Source organism: Comamonas sp. A23 (genome assembly GCF_004522605.1).
Lineage (GTDB): Bacteria > Pseudomonadota > Gammaproteobacteria > Burkholderiales > Burkholderiaceae_C > Comamonas > Comamonas thiooxydans.
Window position 1 is genome coordinate 37,516 of record NZ_RSDT01000009.1, and the last position, 16,425, is coordinate 53,940.

At 60.0% G+C, this 16,425-nt stretch carries 19 protein-coding genes and 2 tRNA genes; 8 read left to right on the plus strand and 13 right to left on the minus strand.

From position 1 onward, the window contains the following. Nucleotides 1-89: 89 nt before the first annotated feature. From EIC84_RS18690 to EIC84_RS26545, 4 genes are all read left to right on the plus strand, one after another. Complete coding sequence (locus EIC84_RS18690) at nt 90-674, plus strand: hypothetical protein (RefSeq protein ID WP_003061049.1); 585 nt, start codon at nt 90-92, stop codon at nt 672-674. 79 nt (nt 675-753) lie between these two features. Beyond that, on the plus strand, nt 754-1,386 hold the full coding sequence (locus EIC84_RS18695; RefSeq protein ID WP_003061048.1) for a DUF938 domain-containing protein: 633 nt from the start codon (nt 754-756) through the stop codon (nt 1,384-1,386). A gap of 11 nt (nt 1,387-1,397) precedes the next feature. Next, nucleotides 1,398-1,919: a DUF2199 domain-containing protein gene (locus EIC84_RS18700; RefSeq protein WP_003061047.1), complete on the plus strand. Its 522-nt coding sequence runs from the start codon at nt 1,398-1,400 to the stop codon at nt 1,917-1,919. Next, on the plus strand, nt 1,909-2,037 hold the full coding sequence (locus tag EIC84_RS26545) for a hypothetical protein (RefSeq protein WP_255432077.1): 129 nt from the start codon (nt 1,909-1,911) through the stop codon (nt 2,035-2,037). Before EIC84_RS18700 ends, EIC84_RS26545 begins: the two co-directional genes overlap by 11 nt. A gap of 4 nt (nt 2,038-2,041) precedes the next feature. On the opposite strand, the gene EIC84_RS18705 is transcribed toward EIC84_RS26545, so the two are convergent. From EIC84_RS18705 to EIC84_RS18740, 8 genes are all read right to left on the minus strand, one after another. After that, complete coding sequence (locus EIC84_RS18705; RefSeq protein WP_003061045.1) at nt 2,042-2,920, minus strand: TIGR00730 family Rossman fold protein; 879 nt, start codon at nt 2,918-2,920, stop codon at nt 2,042-2,044. A 217-nt stretch (nt 2,921-3,137) separates the two neighbouring features. Further along, entirely contained in the window at nt 3,138-3,515 is a 378-nt protein-coding gene (gene crcB, locus EIC84_RS18710) for a fluoride efflux transporter CrcB (protein ID WP_003061043.1), read from the minus strand. 54 nt (nt 3,516-3,569) lie between these two features. After that, on the minus strand, nt 3,570-3,998 hold the full coding sequence (gene mnhG, locus EIC84_RS18715; protein WP_003061041.1) for a monovalent cation/H(+) antiporter subunit G: 429 nt from the start codon (nt 3,996-3,998) through the stop codon (nt 3,570-3,572). Beyond that, a complete protein-coding gene (locus EIC84_RS18720; protein WP_003057255.1) occupies nt 3,995-4,273 on the minus strand; it encodes a K+/H+ antiporter subunit F in 279 nt (92 codons plus the stop codon). The genes mnhG and EIC84_RS18720 overlap by 4 nt, the downstream gene beginning before the upstream one ends. Then, nucleotides 4,270-4,770, minus strand: coding sequence for a Na+/H+ antiporter subunit E (locus EIC84_RS18725; protein WP_003061039.1), 501 nt, complete (start codon nt 4,768-4,770; stop codon nt 4,270-4,272). Before EIC84_RS18725 ends, EIC84_RS18720 begins: the two co-directional genes overlap by 4 nt. Beyond that, on the minus strand, nt 4,767-6,599 hold the full coding sequence (locus EIC84_RS18730; RefSeq protein WP_003061037.1) for a monovalent cation/H+ antiporter subunit D: 1,833 nt from the start codon (nt 6,597-6,599) through the stop codon (nt 4,767-4,769). Before EIC84_RS18730 ends, EIC84_RS18725 begins: the two co-directional genes overlap by 4 nt. Further along, nucleotides 6,596-6,961: a Na+/H+ antiporter subunit C gene (locus tag EIC84_RS18735; RefSeq protein WP_003061035.1), complete on the minus strand. Its 366-nt coding sequence runs from the start codon at nt 6,959-6,961 to the stop codon at nt 6,596-6,598. The genes EIC84_RS18730 and EIC84_RS18735 overlap by 4 nt, the downstream gene beginning before the upstream one ends. Next, complete coding sequence (locus EIC84_RS18740) at nt 6,961-9,936, minus strand: monovalent cation/H+ antiporter subunit A (protein WP_034361100.1); 2,976 nt, start codon at nt 9,934-9,936, stop codon at nt 6,961-6,963. The genes EIC84_RS18735 and EIC84_RS18740 overlap by 1 nt, the downstream gene beginning before the upstream one ends. Before the next feature lie 227 nt (nt 9,937-10,163). Between EIC84_RS18740 and EIC84_RS18745 the strand changes: the two genes are divergently transcribed. The 4 genes from EIC84_RS18745 (at nt 10,164) to murI (ending at nt 12,881) form a co-directional block, all read left to right on the plus strand. Next, entirely contained in the window at nt 10,164-10,628 is a 465-nt protein-coding gene (locus tag EIC84_RS18745) for a GNAT family N-acetyltransferase (protein WP_003061031.1), read from the plus strand. 49 nt (nt 10,629-10,677) lie between these two features. Next, nucleotides 10,678-11,268: a hypothetical protein gene (locus tag EIC84_RS18750; protein ID WP_003061028.1), complete on the plus strand. Its 591-nt coding sequence runs from the start codon at nt 10,678-10,680 to the stop codon at nt 11,266-11,268. A 238-nt stretch (nt 11,269-11,506) separates the two neighbouring features. After that, nucleotides 11,507-11,899, plus strand: a complete 393-nt coding sequence (locus tag EIC84_RS18755; protein WP_003061025.1) for a hypothetical protein — start codon at nt 11,507-11,509, stop codon at nt 11,897-11,899. An 85-nt stretch (nt 11,900-11,984) separates the two neighbouring features. Next, entirely contained in the window at nt 11,985-12,881 is an 897-nt protein-coding gene (murI, locus tag EIC84_RS18760) for a glutamate racemase (RefSeq protein WP_012837546.1), read from the plus strand. 9 nt (nt 12,882-12,890) lie between these two features. On the opposite strand, the gene EIC84_RS18765 is transcribed toward murI, so the two are convergent. The 5 genes from EIC84_RS18765 to EIC84_RS18785 form a co-directional block, all read right to left on the minus strand. Then, nucleotides 12,891-13,508 carry a M48 family metallopeptidase gene (locus EIC84_RS18765; RefSeq protein ID WP_003061019.1) on the minus strand — a complete coding sequence of 206 codons (618 nt, stop codon included), beginning with the start codon at nt 13,506-13,508 and terminating at the stop codon, nt 12,891-12,893. Between the two features lie 74 nt (nt 13,509-13,582). Next, entirely contained in the window at nt 13,583-14,212 is a 630-nt protein-coding gene (locus EIC84_RS18770; RefSeq protein WP_003061017.1) for a DUF6806 family protein, read from the minus strand. A 226-nt stretch (nt 14,213-14,438) separates the two neighbouring features. Continuing rightward, nucleotides 14,439-14,527 (minus strand) — tRNA-Leu (locus EIC84_RS18775). A 99-nt stretch (nt 14,528-14,626) separates the two neighbouring features. Continuing rightward, a tRNA-Gly gene (locus tag EIC84_RS18780) sits at nt 14,627-14,702 on the minus strand. A 99-nt stretch (nt 14,703-14,801) separates the two neighbouring features. Next, nucleotides 14,802-16,424: a FadD3 family acyl-CoA ligase gene (locus EIC84_RS18785; RefSeq protein WP_003071327.1), complete on the minus strand. Its 1,623-nt coding sequence runs from the start codon at nt 16,422-16,424 to the stop codon at nt 14,802-14,804. Between the last annotated feature and the right edge of the window lies 1 nt (nt 16,425).

Below are 16,425 nucleotides of genomic sequence, written 5' to 3' on the forward strand. Positions count from 1 at the left end.
AGCCCCTATTGGCGCATGCCCTGTTTGCTCTACGATGACTCGGACCTCTGCCCCCTGGGCCACTGCAATGCCACTCAAAAGGAGTCCTCATGCACAAGCTTTTTGCGCTGTTGACGACCACCGCCCTCGTCGCCCTGCTGACCGCCTGCCTGGTACCAGAGCGCTTCTCCGCCAGCGTGGAAGTGCAGCCCGATGGCAACTACAGCTACCGCTTTGACGGCACGGTGGTGAATGCCCTGGCCGTGATGAAGCTCAGAAAACAAGGTGTGCTGAGCGAGAAAGACCACCAGGAGCTGGCGGCGCAAGCGCAGCAACTGAGCCGCGAACCCGAGGTCAGGAAAGCCGTCTACAAAGGCAATGCGCGCTATGCGCTGGAGATTGCCGGCCAGCGAAAGCCCGGTGAAGGTCTGCGATTGCTGGACATGTTCACCGTGCAGACCGACAGGAATGGCGTGATGACGATTGCCGCCAAACCGCTCAAGGACAAGGAGAAGAGAGACTTCGCGCAACTGGGCATCACCATGAATGGCAGCCTGAAAGTCAGCCTGCCCGGCAATGTCGAGGTGCTCTCGCAAAACGCCAGCTCCACTCCCACGCTGGGCATGGGCGCATACAGCTGGAAAATCGGTGGCCTGAACGTGCGACCCGAGATCAGGCTGCGCTTCAGGCCGTGAAGGCTGTCGCAGTGCTCGGACTTGGCATTTCGGGAGAAGATGCCTGTACGATTTCCCGTGTCTGCCCGCCAAGACCCTCATGACCCAAAACCTTCCATCGACAGCCCCGCAACGGCCTTTTTCCCAGGCCTGCGAAAACAATCAGGCCCCTATTTTCGAGGTGCTGAAGTCCGCTTTTCAGCACAGCCGGCATGTGCTGGAGATAGGCTCCGGCACCGGGCAGCACAGCGTGTACTTCGCTCCGCGCCTGCCGCAGCTGGTCTGGCAGACCAGCGACCTGGCCGACAGTCATGCAGGCATCCAGGCCTGGCACGCCGCCCATGGAGCACCCAATCTGCTTGCTCCGCTGGAGTTCGACCTGGCGACCGATGCCTGGCCCGCAACCAAGGATCCATCAGGCTTTGATGCCGTCTTTACCAGCAACACCTGCCATATCGTGGCCTGGCCGCTGGTGCAGCGCATGTTTGATCTGGTGGGCTCGCACTTGCCCGAAGGCGGCGTGTTTGCCATCTACGGTCCGTTCAACTACGGCGGCCACTTCACCAGCGACAGCAACCGCGCCTTCGACGCTTGGCTGCGCCAGCGTGATGCGCGCAGCAGCCTGCGCGACTTTGAAGCCATCGTGGCGCTGGCCGGTCAGCACGGCCTGCAGCTTGAAATCGATCAGGCCATGCCGGCCAATAACCGCACGCTGGTCTTTCGCAAACGCTGAACTCTTACACCATGGCCGCCATCTTTGCCTACCAATGCAGCAAATGCGATCAGATTCACGAAGGATCGCCGAGCTTTGCTTTCGATGCCCCTGCACCCTACCGACGCCTGAGCGAGCAAGAACGCGAGGCATGGGCCGAGCTGACCGACGAGCTCTGCGTCATCGCCCACCCCGAAGGCACGCAATACTATGTGCGCGCCATTCTGGAAGTGCCGATCCATGGCCTGGACGAGCCCTTTCTCTGGGGCATCTGGGTGTCGGCCAGCGAAGCCAGTTTTCACCGCTATCTGGACTCCTTCGACAAACCTCCCGAAGACCCGATTTTCTTTGGCTGGCTGTCCAATCTGATTGCCGTCTACCCCACGCAGGAATCACGCCCGGCCGATGTGCATATCCAGGCCGACGGCACACGCCCGCGCGTGGTGCTGCACCGCTGCGATGAGGAAAGCGATGCACTGGTCGTCGATCAGCATGAAGGCATTTCGATCGCGCGTGCCCAGCAACTGGCCGAGCAATCGCTGCATGGCATTTAAGCCGAACCAGGCCCAAGCACTGGCTCATCAAGAACTATCTTCATGCATTGATGGGCAACAAAAAACCGCCAGAGGAAAATCTTCTGGCGGTTTCTGGCCGTTTGGTGATCAGGCGTGACTGCTTATCCGTTGTTCCAGCCGGTCTGGTAGAACTGCTGGATGAAGGACCAGGCCTCGGCCGGATCGTCGGTGTAGCGGAACAGGTTCAGATCCTTGGCGGAAATGGTGCCCTCTTCCACCAGCACGTCGAAGTTCAGCACCCGCTTCCAGAACTCCGTGCCGAACAGGATCACGGGCACGGGCTTGCTCTTGTGGGTCTGCACCAGCGTCAGCACCTCAAACAGCTCGTCCATGGTGCCGAAGCCGCCAGGGAAGGCCACCAGCGCCTTGGCGCGCATCATGAAATGCATTTTGCGCAGTGCAAAGTAGTGGAACTTAAAGCTCAGCCCCGGCGTGATGTAGGGGTTGCCATGCTGTTCATGCGGCAGATAGATGTTCAGCCCCACATTGGGAGCACCCGCATCATGCGCGCCGCGGTTGGCCGCCTCCATGATGCCGGGACCACCGCCCGTGCAGATGTAAAAGCGCTCGCTGGGCGCCTGCTTCATGCCTTCGGTCGCCACTATGCGTGCAAAGGCGCGTGCCGCCTCATAGCGCTCGGCATTGCGCATGCCGCGCTCGGCCAGCGCCATGCGCTGGGTATCGCCGCTGGCCTTCGCTTCTGCAAGCTGCTGACGCGCCTGCTCCATATCCACAAAGCGCGCGCTTCCGTAGACAACCACAGTGTGCTCGATGCCGCGCTCGATCTGGGTCAGATCTGGCTTGAGCATTTCCAGCTGCATGCGGATGCCACGGGTTTCGCGGCGGAACATGAACTCCGGATCGGCGAATGCAAGGCGGTTGGATTGAGGTTCCAGCTCTTTGCCGTTATGGGCCTGGTTGTGCAGCTCGGCCCAGGCATTGGCCAGATCGGTATCGGACAGGGGTGAAGAAATTTGCATGGACCCTCGGTTCTTAGAATGCTGAGCAGCACGGACTACAGCCATCCCTAAAGATTTCGTAGCGCTGACCGCCCATCCGTCAAGTACTTCAAGCTCAAATGCACCTGTAGTGCAGATGATGCTTGCACTATACGCTCACAAAGCTATAGCCCTGGAGAGTATTTCGCCTCTAAACGCTGAAGCAGTTTGCCGCAATAGTGGCAAATGGTCTGCCAGCTTAACGGCTGAACCCGATGCTCCAGCTGAGCATACCCATGTAGGTCATGAACAGAGAGCCGACCAGATGCACACAGGCCCAGCCCAGAGCAGCGACCAGGCGCTGCTGCTGCAGCAGGCCGATGACCTCGGCCGAGTAGCTGGAAAACGTGGTCAGAGCACCGAGAAAGCCGGTGATGATGGCCAGTTTCCAGGCCGGATCCAGCTGGGGCATCGCCTGAAACAGCGCGATGAAGACGCCGATCAGATAGCCGCCGATCAGATTGGCGGCAAGAGTGCCCCAGGGCATGCTGGCTCCGGCGCTCAGCCACAGTCCCAGCCCCCAGCGCGACAGGGCGCCCAGGCAGGCACCGATGCAGATGGCAACAATATTGAGCATGGCTGCCAATCTAGCGCAAGACGGCCGCCCTGAAGGGCTTGGACTCCAAGGATTTCAGACTTTGTTCGCCACCGGCTTTTCGTCGACCTCGGCGGCCTCTTCTTCGTCCAGGGGTTCGTTGCGCACCAGGTTGCTGAGCGTGGGCGGCACGCTCTCTCCTGCCCGGCGCGAGCGAAACAGCGCTGCGCGCATGAGGAAGATGGTGGTGATGGGCACGGTCACGGCAATGAAGATGGCAATCAGCACCGAGTGCATGACAAAGCCCTGGCCGCTGACGGAAAAGTAGATCCAGGTGGCATGCATGATGAGCCAGCAGCCCATGGTGGCGATGATGGAGGGCGCATGCACGCGCTCGAAATAGCTTTTGAGCCGCAGCAGTCCTACGGAGCCCATGAGAGCAATCAGCGAACCACCGAAGACCAGGGCCGCCACCAGAATCTGGGCCCACAGCGGCAGATCCACGCCAATGACCTCGGTACTCATTCGATCACCTCGCCGCGCAACAGGAACTTGGCCATGGCCGTGGAGCCGACGCAGCCGAACAGAGCCACCAGCAAGGCCGCCTCGAAATAGTTGGTGCTGTCATACAGAATGCCCATGACCAGCATGGCCAGCATGCCGTTGAGATACATGCAGTCCAGCGCCAGCACGCGATCTTGCGCATGCGGCCCCTTGAGCAGGCGCAGCACCGAGCAGCCCATGGCCGCCAGCAGCATGACCAGAGATGCCATCAGCACCCAATAAAACCAGGGATTCATTCAAAAATCTCCATCAGCAGGCTCTCGTAGCGGGACTTCACAAAGTCGGCCAGCTGCTTGGCATCCTCCACCTCCAGCGCATGCAGCAGCAGCATGGAGCGGTCACGCGAAATTTCGGCCCAGGACGTGCCCGGCGTCAGGCAGACGATCATGGCCAGTACTGCCAGCCCGTTGGGATCGCGCAGCTCGAGCGGAATATGGACAAAGGCCGCCGGGTGCTTGCGCATGCGCGGCAGCAGCAGAAAACGCACCACATTGAAATTGGAGACCGAGGTGTCGCAGACCACACGGAATGCCAGCTTGAGAATGCTCAGCGGGTGGCTGACCCGCACCGGCAAGGGGCGCAGGCCGCGCAGCAGCACGGGGATCAGCAGGCCCAGGATCAGGCCCAGCAAGATCTGGCCGGCACTGACCGAGCGGTTGAGCAACAGCCACAGCACCAGCAGAGCTACCGACAGCAGCGGTGCCGGGAAGATGGATTTCATGATGTTCTTCATGGGCGGCCCTCCTCTTTCTGAGCCGAGGCTGCGGTCTGGGTAGCAGCCTCCTGTGCAGCTTCGCTTTCATCGCCGATACCGGGGACGGGCTCTGCCTGCATTTCCAGTGCTGCAGCACGTGCCGCCGCCTCGGGACCCGCAGCCTCCTGAGCCTTCTTCTCCTTGGGCGCAGGTACCGGAGCAAGACCCAGGACGGTACGCACATAGACATCGGGCGAATGCAGTGCATTGGCCGCTCGCTGGGTATAGCGCATCACATCATCGGCCTTGACCGTCAACACCACACAGCACAGCAGCAGTGCAACGATGGGCAGGCCTTCCGCCACCTTGAGTGATGGCGCGCTCTGCTCCGGATTGGCCCAGAAATGTCGGATGCCGGCGCGCGTGAGTGCCACCAACGCCATCAGACCGGTGATGATGAGCAGGGCCACCATGCTCCAGCCCAGCGGACCGGCCTTCACACCACTGGATGTCCCCATGCCCAGCGGGTTGAGCAGGCTGGTCAGCATGGCGAATTTGCCGAGAAAGCCGGACAGAGGCGGCAGGCCCGAGATCAGCAAGGTGCAGGCCATGAAGCTCAGACCCAGAAAAGCCGCCGCTGCCGGGAAGGCCCGGCCGATCATGAGCTCTTCATCATCGTCGAGATTGAAGCCTTCGGTGGGCAACAGCTCTGCATTGAGGAATGGCGCTTCATCGTCCTCATAGGGCTCACCCGCGTCATCATCCACGCGCCAGCGGTCCACCACATCGGCGATCAGGAACAGGGCCGCCACGGCCAGCGTGGAGCCCGGCAGGTAATACAGCAGGCCGGCTGTCAGCAGATTCTGGCCAAAGCCCGTTGCGGCCAGCAGGGTGCCGGACGAAAGAATGGCGGCGAAGCCCGCCAGATGGGTCAGCCGTTGCGAGCCCAGCATGCCTATCGCACCAAAGGCCATGGTCAGCATGCCGCCCACGATCAGCCAGGTACTGCCAAACAGGGCCGATGCCCCGGCTTCCGAGCTGAACAGCAAGGTCCACAGGCGCAAGATGACATAGACCCCCACCTTGGTCATGAGCGCAAACAAGGCGCCCACCGGCGCAGTCGCCGCACTGTAGCCAGGCACCAGCCAGAAATTCAGCGGCCACAGCGCCGCCTTGATCAAAAATGCCGTTCCCAGAACACCCGCTGCCGCATGCAGCAGGCCGCGGTCGGCGTCCTGCACTTGCGGAATGGCGCGGGCCAGATCGGCCATATTGAGCGTTCCGGTAATGCCGTAGAGCATGGACACGCCGATCAGGAACAGCGAAGACGCGGCCAGATTGATGGCGATATAGTGAAGACCGGCCTGAATGCGCGTGCTGCCGGAACCATGCAGCAGCAAACCGTAAGAGGCTGCCAGCATGATCTCGAAGAACACAAACAGATTGAACAGATCGGCCGTGATGAAGGCACCGCTGAGCCCCATCAGCTGCAGCTGGAACAAGGGGTGGAAGTGCACCCCGGCCTTGTGCCAGCGCGCAGCGGAAAACACCAGCGCAGCCAGTGCCACCACATAGGTGACCAGCAGCATCAGAGCAGTCAGCCTGTCCAGCGCCAGCGCGATGCCAAAGGGCGCCGGCCAGTTGCCGGGCATATAGACCGACATGGTGACGGCAGAGCCCGCCTGGTTGGTCCAGCCCAGCAGCATGACCACGATCACCAGACTGATCGTGGTGGACAGGATGTTCATGCCCAGCTTCAGGCGCTGACGCTCTTCACGCAAAAACAGCATCAGCGCTGCCGTCAGCATGGGCAGCATGATGGGAGCCAGCATCAGGTGCGGCATCAGATGCTCAATCCACCCGGTCATAGCATTTCCTGTTCGGTACGCGAGTGCACGCCATCCACATGGTCGTTTCCAGAAGCGCCGCGCGATGCCAGCAGCACGACCAGGAACAGCGCCGTCATGGCAAAGCCGATGACGATGGCGGTCAGCACCAGGGCCTGAGGCATGGGGTCTGCATAGTGCGACAAATCGGTCGGTACACCGTTTTGCAGCACCGGCACCTTGTTGATCGACAGGCCCTGACGCCCCATGGAGAAGATGAACAGATTGACGGCATAGGACAGCAGCGCCAGCCCCATGATGACCTGGTAGCTACGCGGGCGCAGCAGCAGCCAGACGCCCGAGCCGGTGAGCACACCGATGGCAATGGCCAGAACGATTTCCATTACATACCTCCCCTTGCCAGTGCTGCAGCTGTGGCTGCCTGCACCTCGGCCTCGGCCTTCTTGGCCTCTTGTTCCTGCTCTTCCAGCAAGCGCGCATGAAAGCGGTGTCCGCGCACCGATTGGTGGGCTATCGCCGTCAGGATCAGCATGGTGGAGCCCACCACCAGCGCAAACACGCCAATATCGAAGAAGGTGGCGCTGGCGAGATGCACATGCCCCACCAATGGCAGCGAAAAGTCAAAGCTGTGGCTGGTCAGGAAGGGGTAGCCAACGGCCACCGACCCCAGGCCCGTGCCCAGTGCAAAAAGCAGGCCCGCGGCAATCCAGCGACGCGGATACAGCGGCAGATGCGCCTCCACCCAGTGCGTGCCCGAGATGATGTATTGCATCAGCAAGGCGACCGAAAACACCAGCCCCGCTACAAACCCGCCGCCGGGCTGGTTATGGCCGCGCACAAAGATATAGGCCGCCACCAGCGTCGCAAACGGCAGCAGCAGTCGCACCAGCACGGCTGGCACCATCAGGTAGCCCACGGCTGTATCGCTGGCATTGCGCGGGTTGAGCAGGTCGGTCTGCAAATCGCCAGGCACATAACGCTGCTGCTCCGGGATGTCCATGGCCTCGCGTGCCGGACGGAAGCGGCGCAGCAGCGCATAGATGACGATGGCCACAATGCCCAGCACCACGATTTCGCCAAAGGTGTCGAAGCCGCGGAAGTCCACCAGCATCACATTGACCACATTGGTGCCGCCACCGCCGCCCAGCGCGTTTTCGAGGAAGAAGGTGGAGGTGCTTTCATAGAAAGGCCGGCTCATCATGGCAAATGCCAGCCAGGCCATGCCGCCGCCGGCAATCAGCGACAGCACCAGATCGCGCAGGCGGCGTGCCTTGGCCCTGGCATCGGCGTTATCGGCCGTGCGCATATTCTTGTCCCGCTTGGGCAGCCAGCGCAGCCCCAGCAGGATCAGCACCGTGGTGGCGACTTCCACCACCAGTTGAGTCAGAGCCAGATCGGGGGCCGAGAACCAGAGGAAGGTCAGCACCGTGCACAGGCCCGTGCCGCCGAGCATGATCAATGCGGTCATCCGGTGGTACTTGGCTTTCCAGGCCGTGCCCAGCGCACACAGGCAGCCAATTGCCCAGAGCAGGACAAAAGCCGAAGACACGGGCAAAGTGCCGCGATTGCCCAGCTTCATGCCCCATAGCCACATTGGCAATGCTGCCGCCACAAGAGCAACGCAGACCAGCCACAGCATCTGCCACTGCAGGCGGCGCGTGGACAGATTGCGGCGCCCCGCCCGGCCCAGCCAGGTGATGCGAGCCAGCAGATTCTCAAAAATCCTGCGACCGCTGACACGGCCCAGCACGGGCGTCGTATCAAAGTGTCCGACCGTGCGCTGCCAGCGCAGCATGGTGTAGAGCAAGATACCACCGGCCAGCGCCACCAGACTCATGATGAGCGGCATATTCCAGCCATGCCAGATGGCCAGGCTGTACTGCGGCAAGTCACCTCCTACGACTGGAGTTGCAGCGACAGCCAGAAAACCGCCCACCGCCCAGGCCGGGAAAATGCCGACGATCAGGCAAGCCAGCACGAGCAGCTCCACCGGTACACGCATCCAGTGCGGCGGCTCGTGCGGCTCGTGAGGGAGATCGTTTGCCTGGGGCCCAAAAAAGACATCGAACGTAAAGCGCAGCGAATAGGCCACGCTGAACATGCCCGCCACGGTCGCAACCACGGGCAGCACAGTCTTGACCCAGGGTGCTGCATCCAGATAGACGGTCTCGGCAAAGAACATCTCCTTGGAGATGAAGCCGTTGAGCAAGGGCACACCGGCCATGGCGGCACTGGCCACACAGGCCAGCGTGGCCGTGATCGGCATCATGAAGCGCAGACCCGACAGGCGCCGGATGTCACGCGTGCCGCTTTCATGGTCCACAATGCCCGCCGCCATGAACAGCGAAGCCTTGAAGGTCGCGTGATTCATGATGTGAAACACTGCCGCCACGGCAGCCAGCTTGCTGTTCAGGCCCAGCAGCAAGGTAATCAGCCCCAGATGCGAGATCGTTGAATAAGCCAGCAAACCCTTGAGATCATGCTGGAACATCGCGCAATAACCGCCAATCAGCAGCGTCATGGCACCGGCTCCACCAACCAGCCAGAACCATGCATCGGTGTCTGCCAGCACCGGCCACAGCCGTGCCAGCAGAAACACGCCGGCCTTGACCATGGTGGCCGAGTGCAGATAGGCCGACACGGGCGTGGGAGCCGCCATGGCGTTTGGCAGCCAGAACTGAAATGGAAATTGGGCACTTTTCGTTAGTGCACCAAGCAAAATCAGCACCAATGCCAACAGATAGAGGTGACTATCGCGAATCTGCTGCCCTGCCGCCAGAACGTTGTCGAGATCATAGCTGCCTACGATATGACCCAGTACCAGCATGCCCACCAGCATGGCCAGCCCGCCCGTTCCCGTGACCGTCAAAGCCATGCGTGCCCCCCGGCGCGCATCCTTGCGGTGATACCAGTAGCCGATCAGCAGGAACGAAAAAAGACTGGTCAGTTCCCAGAAAAATACCAGTTGAATGATGTTTCCCGAGAGCACCACCCCCGCCATGGCCCCCATGAAGGCCAGAAAAAACGAGAAAAAGCGCGGTACAGGATCAGTGGGCGACATGTAGTAGCGCGCGTAAAGCACCACCAGCGCACCAATGCCGAAGACCAGCATGGAGAACAGCCAGGCAAACCCGTCCATGCGGATCACCAGATTCAGCCCCAGCGCCGGCAGCCAGGAAATCTCCTGCCTGAGCACCGCTCCATCGGCCATTTCCGGGAACAGCATCCCTACCTGAATTGCGCATATCAGCGCAATGACACCCGCGAGTGTTGATTCAGTATTGCGCGCATTCGCCGGCAATAAAGCAGCCAGAAGGCTGCCTGCAAAAGGTAGGAGGATGAGGTATATCAAGGGCATGGGCGGATCATTCTAGAGGTTGACGTTATTTTTTCCGCTATAAAAACCTGAGCATTTCACAGACTTTAGACCACCGTTCATCCTTAATTGATGACAGAAAATTCATCAAAACAGCGGGTTGCATGCAGATAAAGAAGTGCTTCCACAGCCGCCCTTGCGCGCTGCACCGATGTCATACCTCTGCTGCTGCAAAACATTTTTGCCAAACTCAATCAATCTGCCAACCCATGCATGTACGCAGCTATCGTCCCGGAGATGAAATCGCGCTATGGCAGGTGTTTCACGGTGCTGTTCATCAGCTGGCAGTGAATCACTACAGCCAGGCGCAGCTTGACGCCTGGGCGCCCCAACATCCCGACTGGATGGAGTGGCGCCAGCGCATCCAGGCACTCAAGCCTTTTGTCGCCGTCTGCGCCAATGAATTACCCATGGGTTATGCCGATCTGCAGACCAATGGCTATATCGACCACTTTTTTGTAGCTCCGCAATACGCGCGCCAAGGCGTGGGCCGATTGCTGCTTGCACATATCGAACTAGCAGCACGGCAAAACGGCCTGCCTGAGCTGACCGCCGATGTCAGTCTCAATGCCCAGGCTTTCTTCGCACATTTCGGCTTTGAGCTACAGCGCCGACAAACCCCTGTCGTACGTGGCATTGCCCTGAGCAACGCGCGTATGCGAAAAACTCTTTGAGCCTGGCTCAGATCAAACTACCGACAGCACCCCAACAGATGCAACAAGCATGAACTGGCTCTGGAAACCTGAAACCTCCAATCCACAGAAATGGCTGATCGTCGCTTTCATGGCGGTGATGATGGGCGCACTTGCCCCCATTTTCTGGCGCAGCTTCATACCCGATGCGCATTGGCAACTGATCGCGCTGTATCTGGCGCTGGCATTTACCGCAGCAGCCGGCATCTGGTTGCGGCGACTCCATAGGCTGGGACTTTGGCAACCCGCAGGCCCCTGGCTCAGCTACGGCCCCATCAAGCGCTGGCTGATGGCCTTGCTATGCGCCGCTTTCATGGCTTTCATGCTCTGGCTCAACCTGGCAGCCACCCTGCCCATGGCCTACACGGCGGTCCTGGGAAGCAATATCAGCATGCAGACCATGGCCGAAAAAAAACGAGGCTCGGGCCGCCACGCCTGCCGCCATCAGCTCAAGCTACCCGAAGTTGACTACCTGTTTTTCGAATTCTGCATTGATGAAGATGGCTACGACAGCCTGCCATCTGCCCCATTGCCCGCTTCGCTGTCCATGCGCAAAAGCTACTTTGGCAGGCTTGTGGACAGCATTCGTCTGGCGGCCTCACAGCAAAAAGATGAGCACTGATCGATGTGCCACAATAAAAAAACATCTTATTGACTGCTGAAACCACCAGCAAACCAGCGCTTCAGCTCCTTTTTTATCTTTTCAAGCCGCCATGCAAATTCTTCTGCCGCCACTGATGCTGATTTCCGGAATGGGCTTTGCACTCAGTGCAATCACACATTTGGCAGCATTTGCAGGGCAGATCGATGTACTTGAAACACACTTACCTCAAGATATCCTGGAGACATTCACAAGCGCCATGACCATCGGGATTTTTGCCGTCTGGATGCCTGCGGCACTGATTGCTCAGCGCATCAACAACGGCAATCGCCTGCAGTTTTCCTGGAAGAAGGTGCTCGCAGGCTGCCCCTCCTGGATGCGCAACACTGCCTATGCGGTCTTCATTTACGCTTTTGCCAACTTTTTTCTCGGCATTGCGGGCGGCATGGCCGAGCAGCAGCACGGCTTGCGCGTGTTCTCGGGCCACTGGATGATCTTCTACGGCATGGCGTTTTGCATCTTCTTCTCGAGCTGGAACCTGCCTGCCATGCTCAAGATCCGCCACTGCCCGGCCGGGCATGAAGTCGGTCATGGTGATAATTTCTGCCCGGTCTGCGGCTTGCCTGCAGACCAGGACAGCCCGAATCCCTGATAAACCATAGCCCTGGAGGCGCCGCCGGCACCCAAAGCGGCGCATACTGACGGCCGCACCATCGCCTCCACCTACCTCTTGCACCATGCCCACTCCTCACTCCCCCATCGGTATTTTTGATAGCGGTGTGGGCGGCCTCAGCGTGCTGCAGGCACTGCGCCATGAGCTGCCGCACGAGCAGTTTGTCTATCTGGCCGACAGCGGCAATGCACCCTATGGCGATGCACGCGGCGATGCGTTTGTGCAGGAGCGCAGCCTAGCCATTGCGAAATACCTGCTGGAGCAGCACGACATCAAGATTCTCGTGATTGCCTGCAATACTGCCACCGCTGCGGCCGTGGAACTGTTGCGCGAACGCCTGCCGCAACTGCCCGTCATTGGCGTGGAACCGGCTATCAAACCTGCCTCTTTTTCCAGCCAGACCCATCATGTGGGAGTGATGGCCACCCGGGGCACCATCTCCAGCCAGCGTGTGGCACGCCTGGTGTCGGAGCATGGGCAACGCGCCGAGTTTCACCTCCAAGCCTGCGACGGCCTGGCCAGGGCGATCGAGCAAAGCACGGAGCAGGCATTGCCCGAGGATGCAAGCGCCACGGAGATCAGAGCGCTGTGCGCAAAGTACACAAGCGCTTTAGGGAGTTTCGGCCTTAAGACAGGACAGATGGATACGCTGGTGCTGGGCTGCACCCACTATGTGTTCGTCAAGGATGATTTGCGTGCCCTGCTGGGGCCCGATATTCAGCTCCTGGACACGGGTGCCCCCGTGGCACGCCAGACCCGGCGCATGCTGGAGCAGCGCAATCTGCTGGGAGCCGAGACCGATGGATCGCTGCAGCTGGCCCAGGCCGATCAGATTCAGCTCATGACGACCGGCCGCCTGACGGCCATGCAAGCCGCAGCCCAGCGTTGGCTGGAGCTACCCGAAGGCTGCAGCCTGGCCGTCAACGTGTGCTCGCCCAGCGCAGTGCCCACCCCCGCCTGATCTGCGCCATCAGCTCCAGAGCAGCTCGCCGCCCTGATCCAGATAACTGAGATAAAAACGCACATCGAACTCCAACTGATGGTAATCAGGCTCCATATGCGTGCATAACTGATAAAAAGCCTTGTCGTGATCCATGATGCGGATATGCGCGAGCTCATGCACGCAAATCATGCGCAAAAAGGCATCTGGCGCCTGCTTGAACATGGCCGCCACATGAATCTCGTGCCGAGCATTGAGCCTGCCTCCATGCGCAATCGCACGCCGCGTATGCAGACCCAGGGCATTGCGCACCACATGAATCTTGCTGTCGTAGGCCACCTTGTGCAACTGCCCTGCATTGCGCAGATATTGCGCCTTGAGCGCATCGACATAGTCATAGAGCGCCCCGTCCGTGCGAACCGCGTGGGCCTGCGGATATTTGCGCAGCAGCCAGTCAGCGGCCCTGCCCGCGAGCAGCCAGTCGCGCACCTGATTCTGCAGCGATGGCGCGTAGCCCGAGAGATAGGGCAATGCCAGAGGCATGGATGCATTCACCCCTTCTTCGCCCATGCTGGCGCGCGCAGCCCTGTCCTTGCGCAACTGCTGGGTCACGGCTCCTGAATACTTGGGTGTAGGAATGGGCTTCATGACAAAAGACAAGCCCTCCGCCACAGTCTCGGGACTGCAGCACAGAGGGCTTTGACAGCGGATGATCGAAGGAATCAATGCAGATGGCGCGGGCGGCGATTGCCGCCATGACCGGAGGCCGAGCCCCCCGATCCACCACGCGGCGGCTTGCCCAGCTCCAGCGAGCTGACCAGGGCTTCGAAGCGCTGCGAGAACAGCTTGTCGATCTCCTGCACCACTCCGCCGAGCTCTGCACCGTCAAAGTGACGCTCCATCATGTTGATGACATCCTGCACCAGCAGATCGCGCTGCACCTGCATGATGGCTGCGGGATTGGGACCGACAAACAGCATCAGGAAGTCATCGCGACTCTGGGCCTCGGCAGGAGCCTCTTCCTCGTCGAACTCGGTGTCGTAGAAGGTCACCTCGATGGGCGAGCCCTGCTCGGCCAGCTCGTTCAGGCCCATGCACATATCGTCCAGGGACTGACGAAAATCATCGTCACCACGCACGGTCCAGCACATCTGCAACAGATGCTCCTTGGCGTCGAACTGAATGCCGGGCTCTTCTTCATAGAGACTTCCCTCGCCGTCGGTCAATGAGCGCGCACCAGCATAGGCCCACAAGGGACGCAATGCATCTTGCAGCTGCTCATACGTAACATCAGCACGGAGCAGAACCTGTCCGTGGACATGAATTTCAAAAGCAGCGTTGTAACTAGACATCTTTTTTCTCTGGGAGTGCAGGCCTCGTCAGCATGACAGAACTGCAAGCCATATTGCATCGAAGCCAGGACTTTTCCAAGCGCCTTGGCCAAGCCTTGACGCCCACAGCCCTACGGCATCGCAGTGAGTGAATTTTCCCACCTTCAGCAAGACTGCGGGCAGCAACGGCTACTCAAGTCACAAATAAAAAAGCCCGCTACACAAGATATAGCAGGCTTTTCAATTCTGGTGCCCCGAACCGGAATCGAACCGGTACGCTTCGTTAAAAGCGGCAGATTTTAAGTCTGCAGTGTCTACCAATTTCACCATCGGGGCCCACTTCACAACCGGCGCAGGGCGCCAGCGAGAAGTATTGCATCAGCCATGCGACCAAAGCAATAAAAAAGGGAAGCTTTTGCTTCCCTTTTCAAAATCTGGAGCGGGAAAACGGGTTCGAACCGTCGACCTATACCTTGGCAAGGTATCGCTCTACCAACTGAGCTATTCCCGCATTTCTGCAAAGCCGTTCGCCTTACAGAGCAGACTTGAATTATAGCCACGATTTTGAGCCGGTTTTCGAAAACCGTATGGCTTTTTCAGATAGCCCTGTTCAGGCAGGCTGAGGTACAGACTCAAGCCTGCCCTTGACGATCTGCAGCAGATCGCGCTTTTGCACCTTGTTGGATGCGTTGACGGGCAGGCCATCGAGCTGGAGGACAAAGCGCGGTACCTTGTAGTTGGCCATATTGGCGCGGCACCAGGCGATGAAGACCTCCTGGTCCAGTGTCACGCCGTTGCGTGTCACCACGCAGGCACAGCCTACCTCGCCCATGCGCTCGTCGGCCACCCCGACCACGGCAACCTGTGCCACATCGGGGTGGTTGGACAGCATGCGCTCGATTTCTGCTGGGTAGCAGTTGAAGCCGCCCACGATGAACATATCCTTGAGGCGGTCGGTAATACGCAGATAGCCGCGCTCGTCAAGCACTCCCACATCGCCTGTATGCAACCAGCCATCGGCATCAATGGTTTCTGCCGTGGCCTTCTCATCCTCGAAGTAGCCCTGCATGATGTGGTAGCCGCGCAGCAGCACCTCCCCCGCTTCACCTGGGGCAACAGGCTGCCCTTGCTCATCCACACAGCGCACCTCGGTCCCCGGCAGGGCCTTGCCACAGGTATTGGCCACGGTTTCCACATTGTCGGAGGGCTCGCAGAGCGTGGCACAGCCACCGCACTCCGTCAGGCCGTAGGCCGTGGTGACATTCACGATGCCCAGCTCCTCGCGCATGCGCTTGATGAGAATGGGAGGTACCGTGGAAGCACCGGTCACGGAGGACTTCAGCGAACTCAGATCGAAATTCTTGAGCCCCGGATGCGCCAGCATGGACAGAAACAGAGTGGGCGGCCCGGGCAGAAAGCTGATACGGTCGCTCTCGATGCGATGCAAGATCGCTTGCGCATCAAATACCTGCTCGGGATAGACGGTAGAGCCCTGCAGCAAGGCTGCCACCCAGCCGGCCTTGTAGCCAAAGGTGTGAAAGAACGGATTGACGATCAGGTATCGGCTGCCTTCGGTCAAACCCACCACATCCGACCAGGCCTTGAAAGCCAGGATCGTCGGGCGGTGCGCGCACATCACTCCCTTGGGGCGTCCCGTGGTGCCGGAAGTGAACATCAGATCGGCCGTATCGTCAGGCTTGATCCGGGCTTCACGCTGCTGCTGGGCTTCGGCAGTCGTGTCATCGGCCCTGGCCATGAACTGCGCCCAGTTCATATCCGCACTGGGCAGCACCTTGTCACCGAGTACCACCACCTGCTGCAATGTGACAGGACGCAGGCCGTTCAGCAGATCCGGGTAGTAGTTGTTCAGAAAGTCGCCCACGCACACCAGCACCCTGGCACGGCTGCGCTCGAGAATATCGGCAGCCTCGGCGCCCTTCATGCGGGTGTTCAAGGGCACCAGCACGCCGCCCGCAGCATGCACACCGCAGGCGGCAACGATCCACTCGCTGAGATTCGGTGCCCACAGAGCCACACGGTCGCCAGCCTGCACGCCCAGACTCATCAAGGCACGTGCGGCCAGGCGGCTCAGCTGCTGCAGCTGGGCATAGCTGATGGATTTGCCGTTTTCGACAATCGCCGCGCGACCGGCAAAGCGGCTGACCACGTCAGCCAGCATGCCGGGCAAGGTCAGCGAAGACTCGGGCATCGCGTTCTGGTTGGTATTCGACATA

Bases quoted from the DNA above. Each gene is read 5' to 3' on its own strand.
- EIC84_RS18690 (WP_003061049.1), top strand. From the start codon at position 90: ATGCACAAGCTTTTTGCGCTGTTGACGACCACCGCCCTCGTCGCCCTG.
- EIC84_RS18755 (WP_003061025.1), top strand. From the start codon at position 11,507: ATGACCATCGGGATTTTTGCCGTCTGGATGCCTGCGGCACTGATTGCT.
- EIC84_RS18735 (WP_003061035.1), bottom strand. From the start codon at position 6,961: ATGGAAATCGTTCTGGCCATTGCCATCGGTGTGCTCACCGGCTCGGGC.
- EIC84_RS18705 (WP_003061045.1), bottom strand. From the start codon at position 2,920: ATGCAAATTTCTTCACCCCTGTCCGATACCGATCTGGCCAATGCCTGG.
- EIC84_RS26545 (WP_255432077.1), top strand. From the start codon at position 1,909: ATGGCATTTAAGCCGAACCAGGCCCAAGCACTGGCTCATCAAGAACTA.
- EIC84_RS18695 (WP_003061048.1), top strand. From the start codon at position 754: ATGACCCAAAACCTTCCATCGACAGCCCCGCAACGGCCTTTTTCCCAG.
- mnhG (WP_003061041.1), bottom strand. From the start codon at position 3,998: ATGAGTACCGAGGTCATTGGCGTGGATCTGCCGCTGTGGGCCCAGATT.
- EIC84_RS18745 (WP_003061031.1), top strand. From the start codon at position 10,164: ATGCATGTACGCAGCTATCGTCCCGGAGATGAAATCGCGCTATGGCAG.
- murI (WP_012837546.1), top strand. From the start codon at position 11,985: ATGCCCACTCCTCACTCCCCCATCGGTATTTTTGATAGCGGTGTGGGC.
- crcB (WP_003061043.1), bottom strand. From the start codon at position 3,515: ATGCTCAATATTGTTGCCATCTGCATCGGTGCCTGCCTGGGCGCCCTG.
- EIC84_RS18740 (WP_034361100.1), bottom strand. From the start codon at position 9,936: ATGCCCTTGATATACCTCATCCTCCTACCTTTTGCAGGCAGCCTTCTG.
- EIC84_RS18785 (WP_003071327.1), bottom strand. From the start codon at position 16,424: ATGTCGAATACCAACCAGAACGCGATGCCCGAGTCTTCGCTGACCTTG.
- EIC84_RS18700 (WP_003061047.1), top strand. From the start codon at position 1,398: ATGGCCGCCATCTTTGCCTACCAATGCAGCAAATGCGATCAGATTCAC.
- EIC84_RS18765 (WP_003061019.1), bottom strand. From the start codon at position 13,508: ATGAAGCCCATTCCTACACCCAAGTATTCAGGAGCCGTGACCCAGCAG.
- EIC84_RS18750 (WP_003061028.1), top strand. From the start codon at position 10,678: ATGAACTGGCTCTGGAAACCTGAAACCTCCAATCCACAGAAATGGCTG.
- EIC84_RS18720 (WP_003057255.1), bottom strand. From the start codon at position 4,273: ATGAATCCCTGGTTTTATTGGGTGCTGATGGCATCTCTGGTCATGCTG.
- EIC84_RS18730 (WP_003061037.1), bottom strand. From the start codon at position 6,599: ATGACCGGGTGGATTGAGCATCTGATGCCGCACCTGATGCTGGCTCCC.
- EIC84_RS18770 (WP_003061017.1), bottom strand. From the start codon at position 14,212: ATGTCTAGTTACAACGCTGCTTTTGAAATTCATGTCCACGGACAGGTT.
- EIC84_RS18725 (WP_003061039.1), bottom strand. From the start codon at position 4,770: ATGAAGAACATCATGAAATCCATCTTCCCGGCACCGCTGCTGTCGGTA.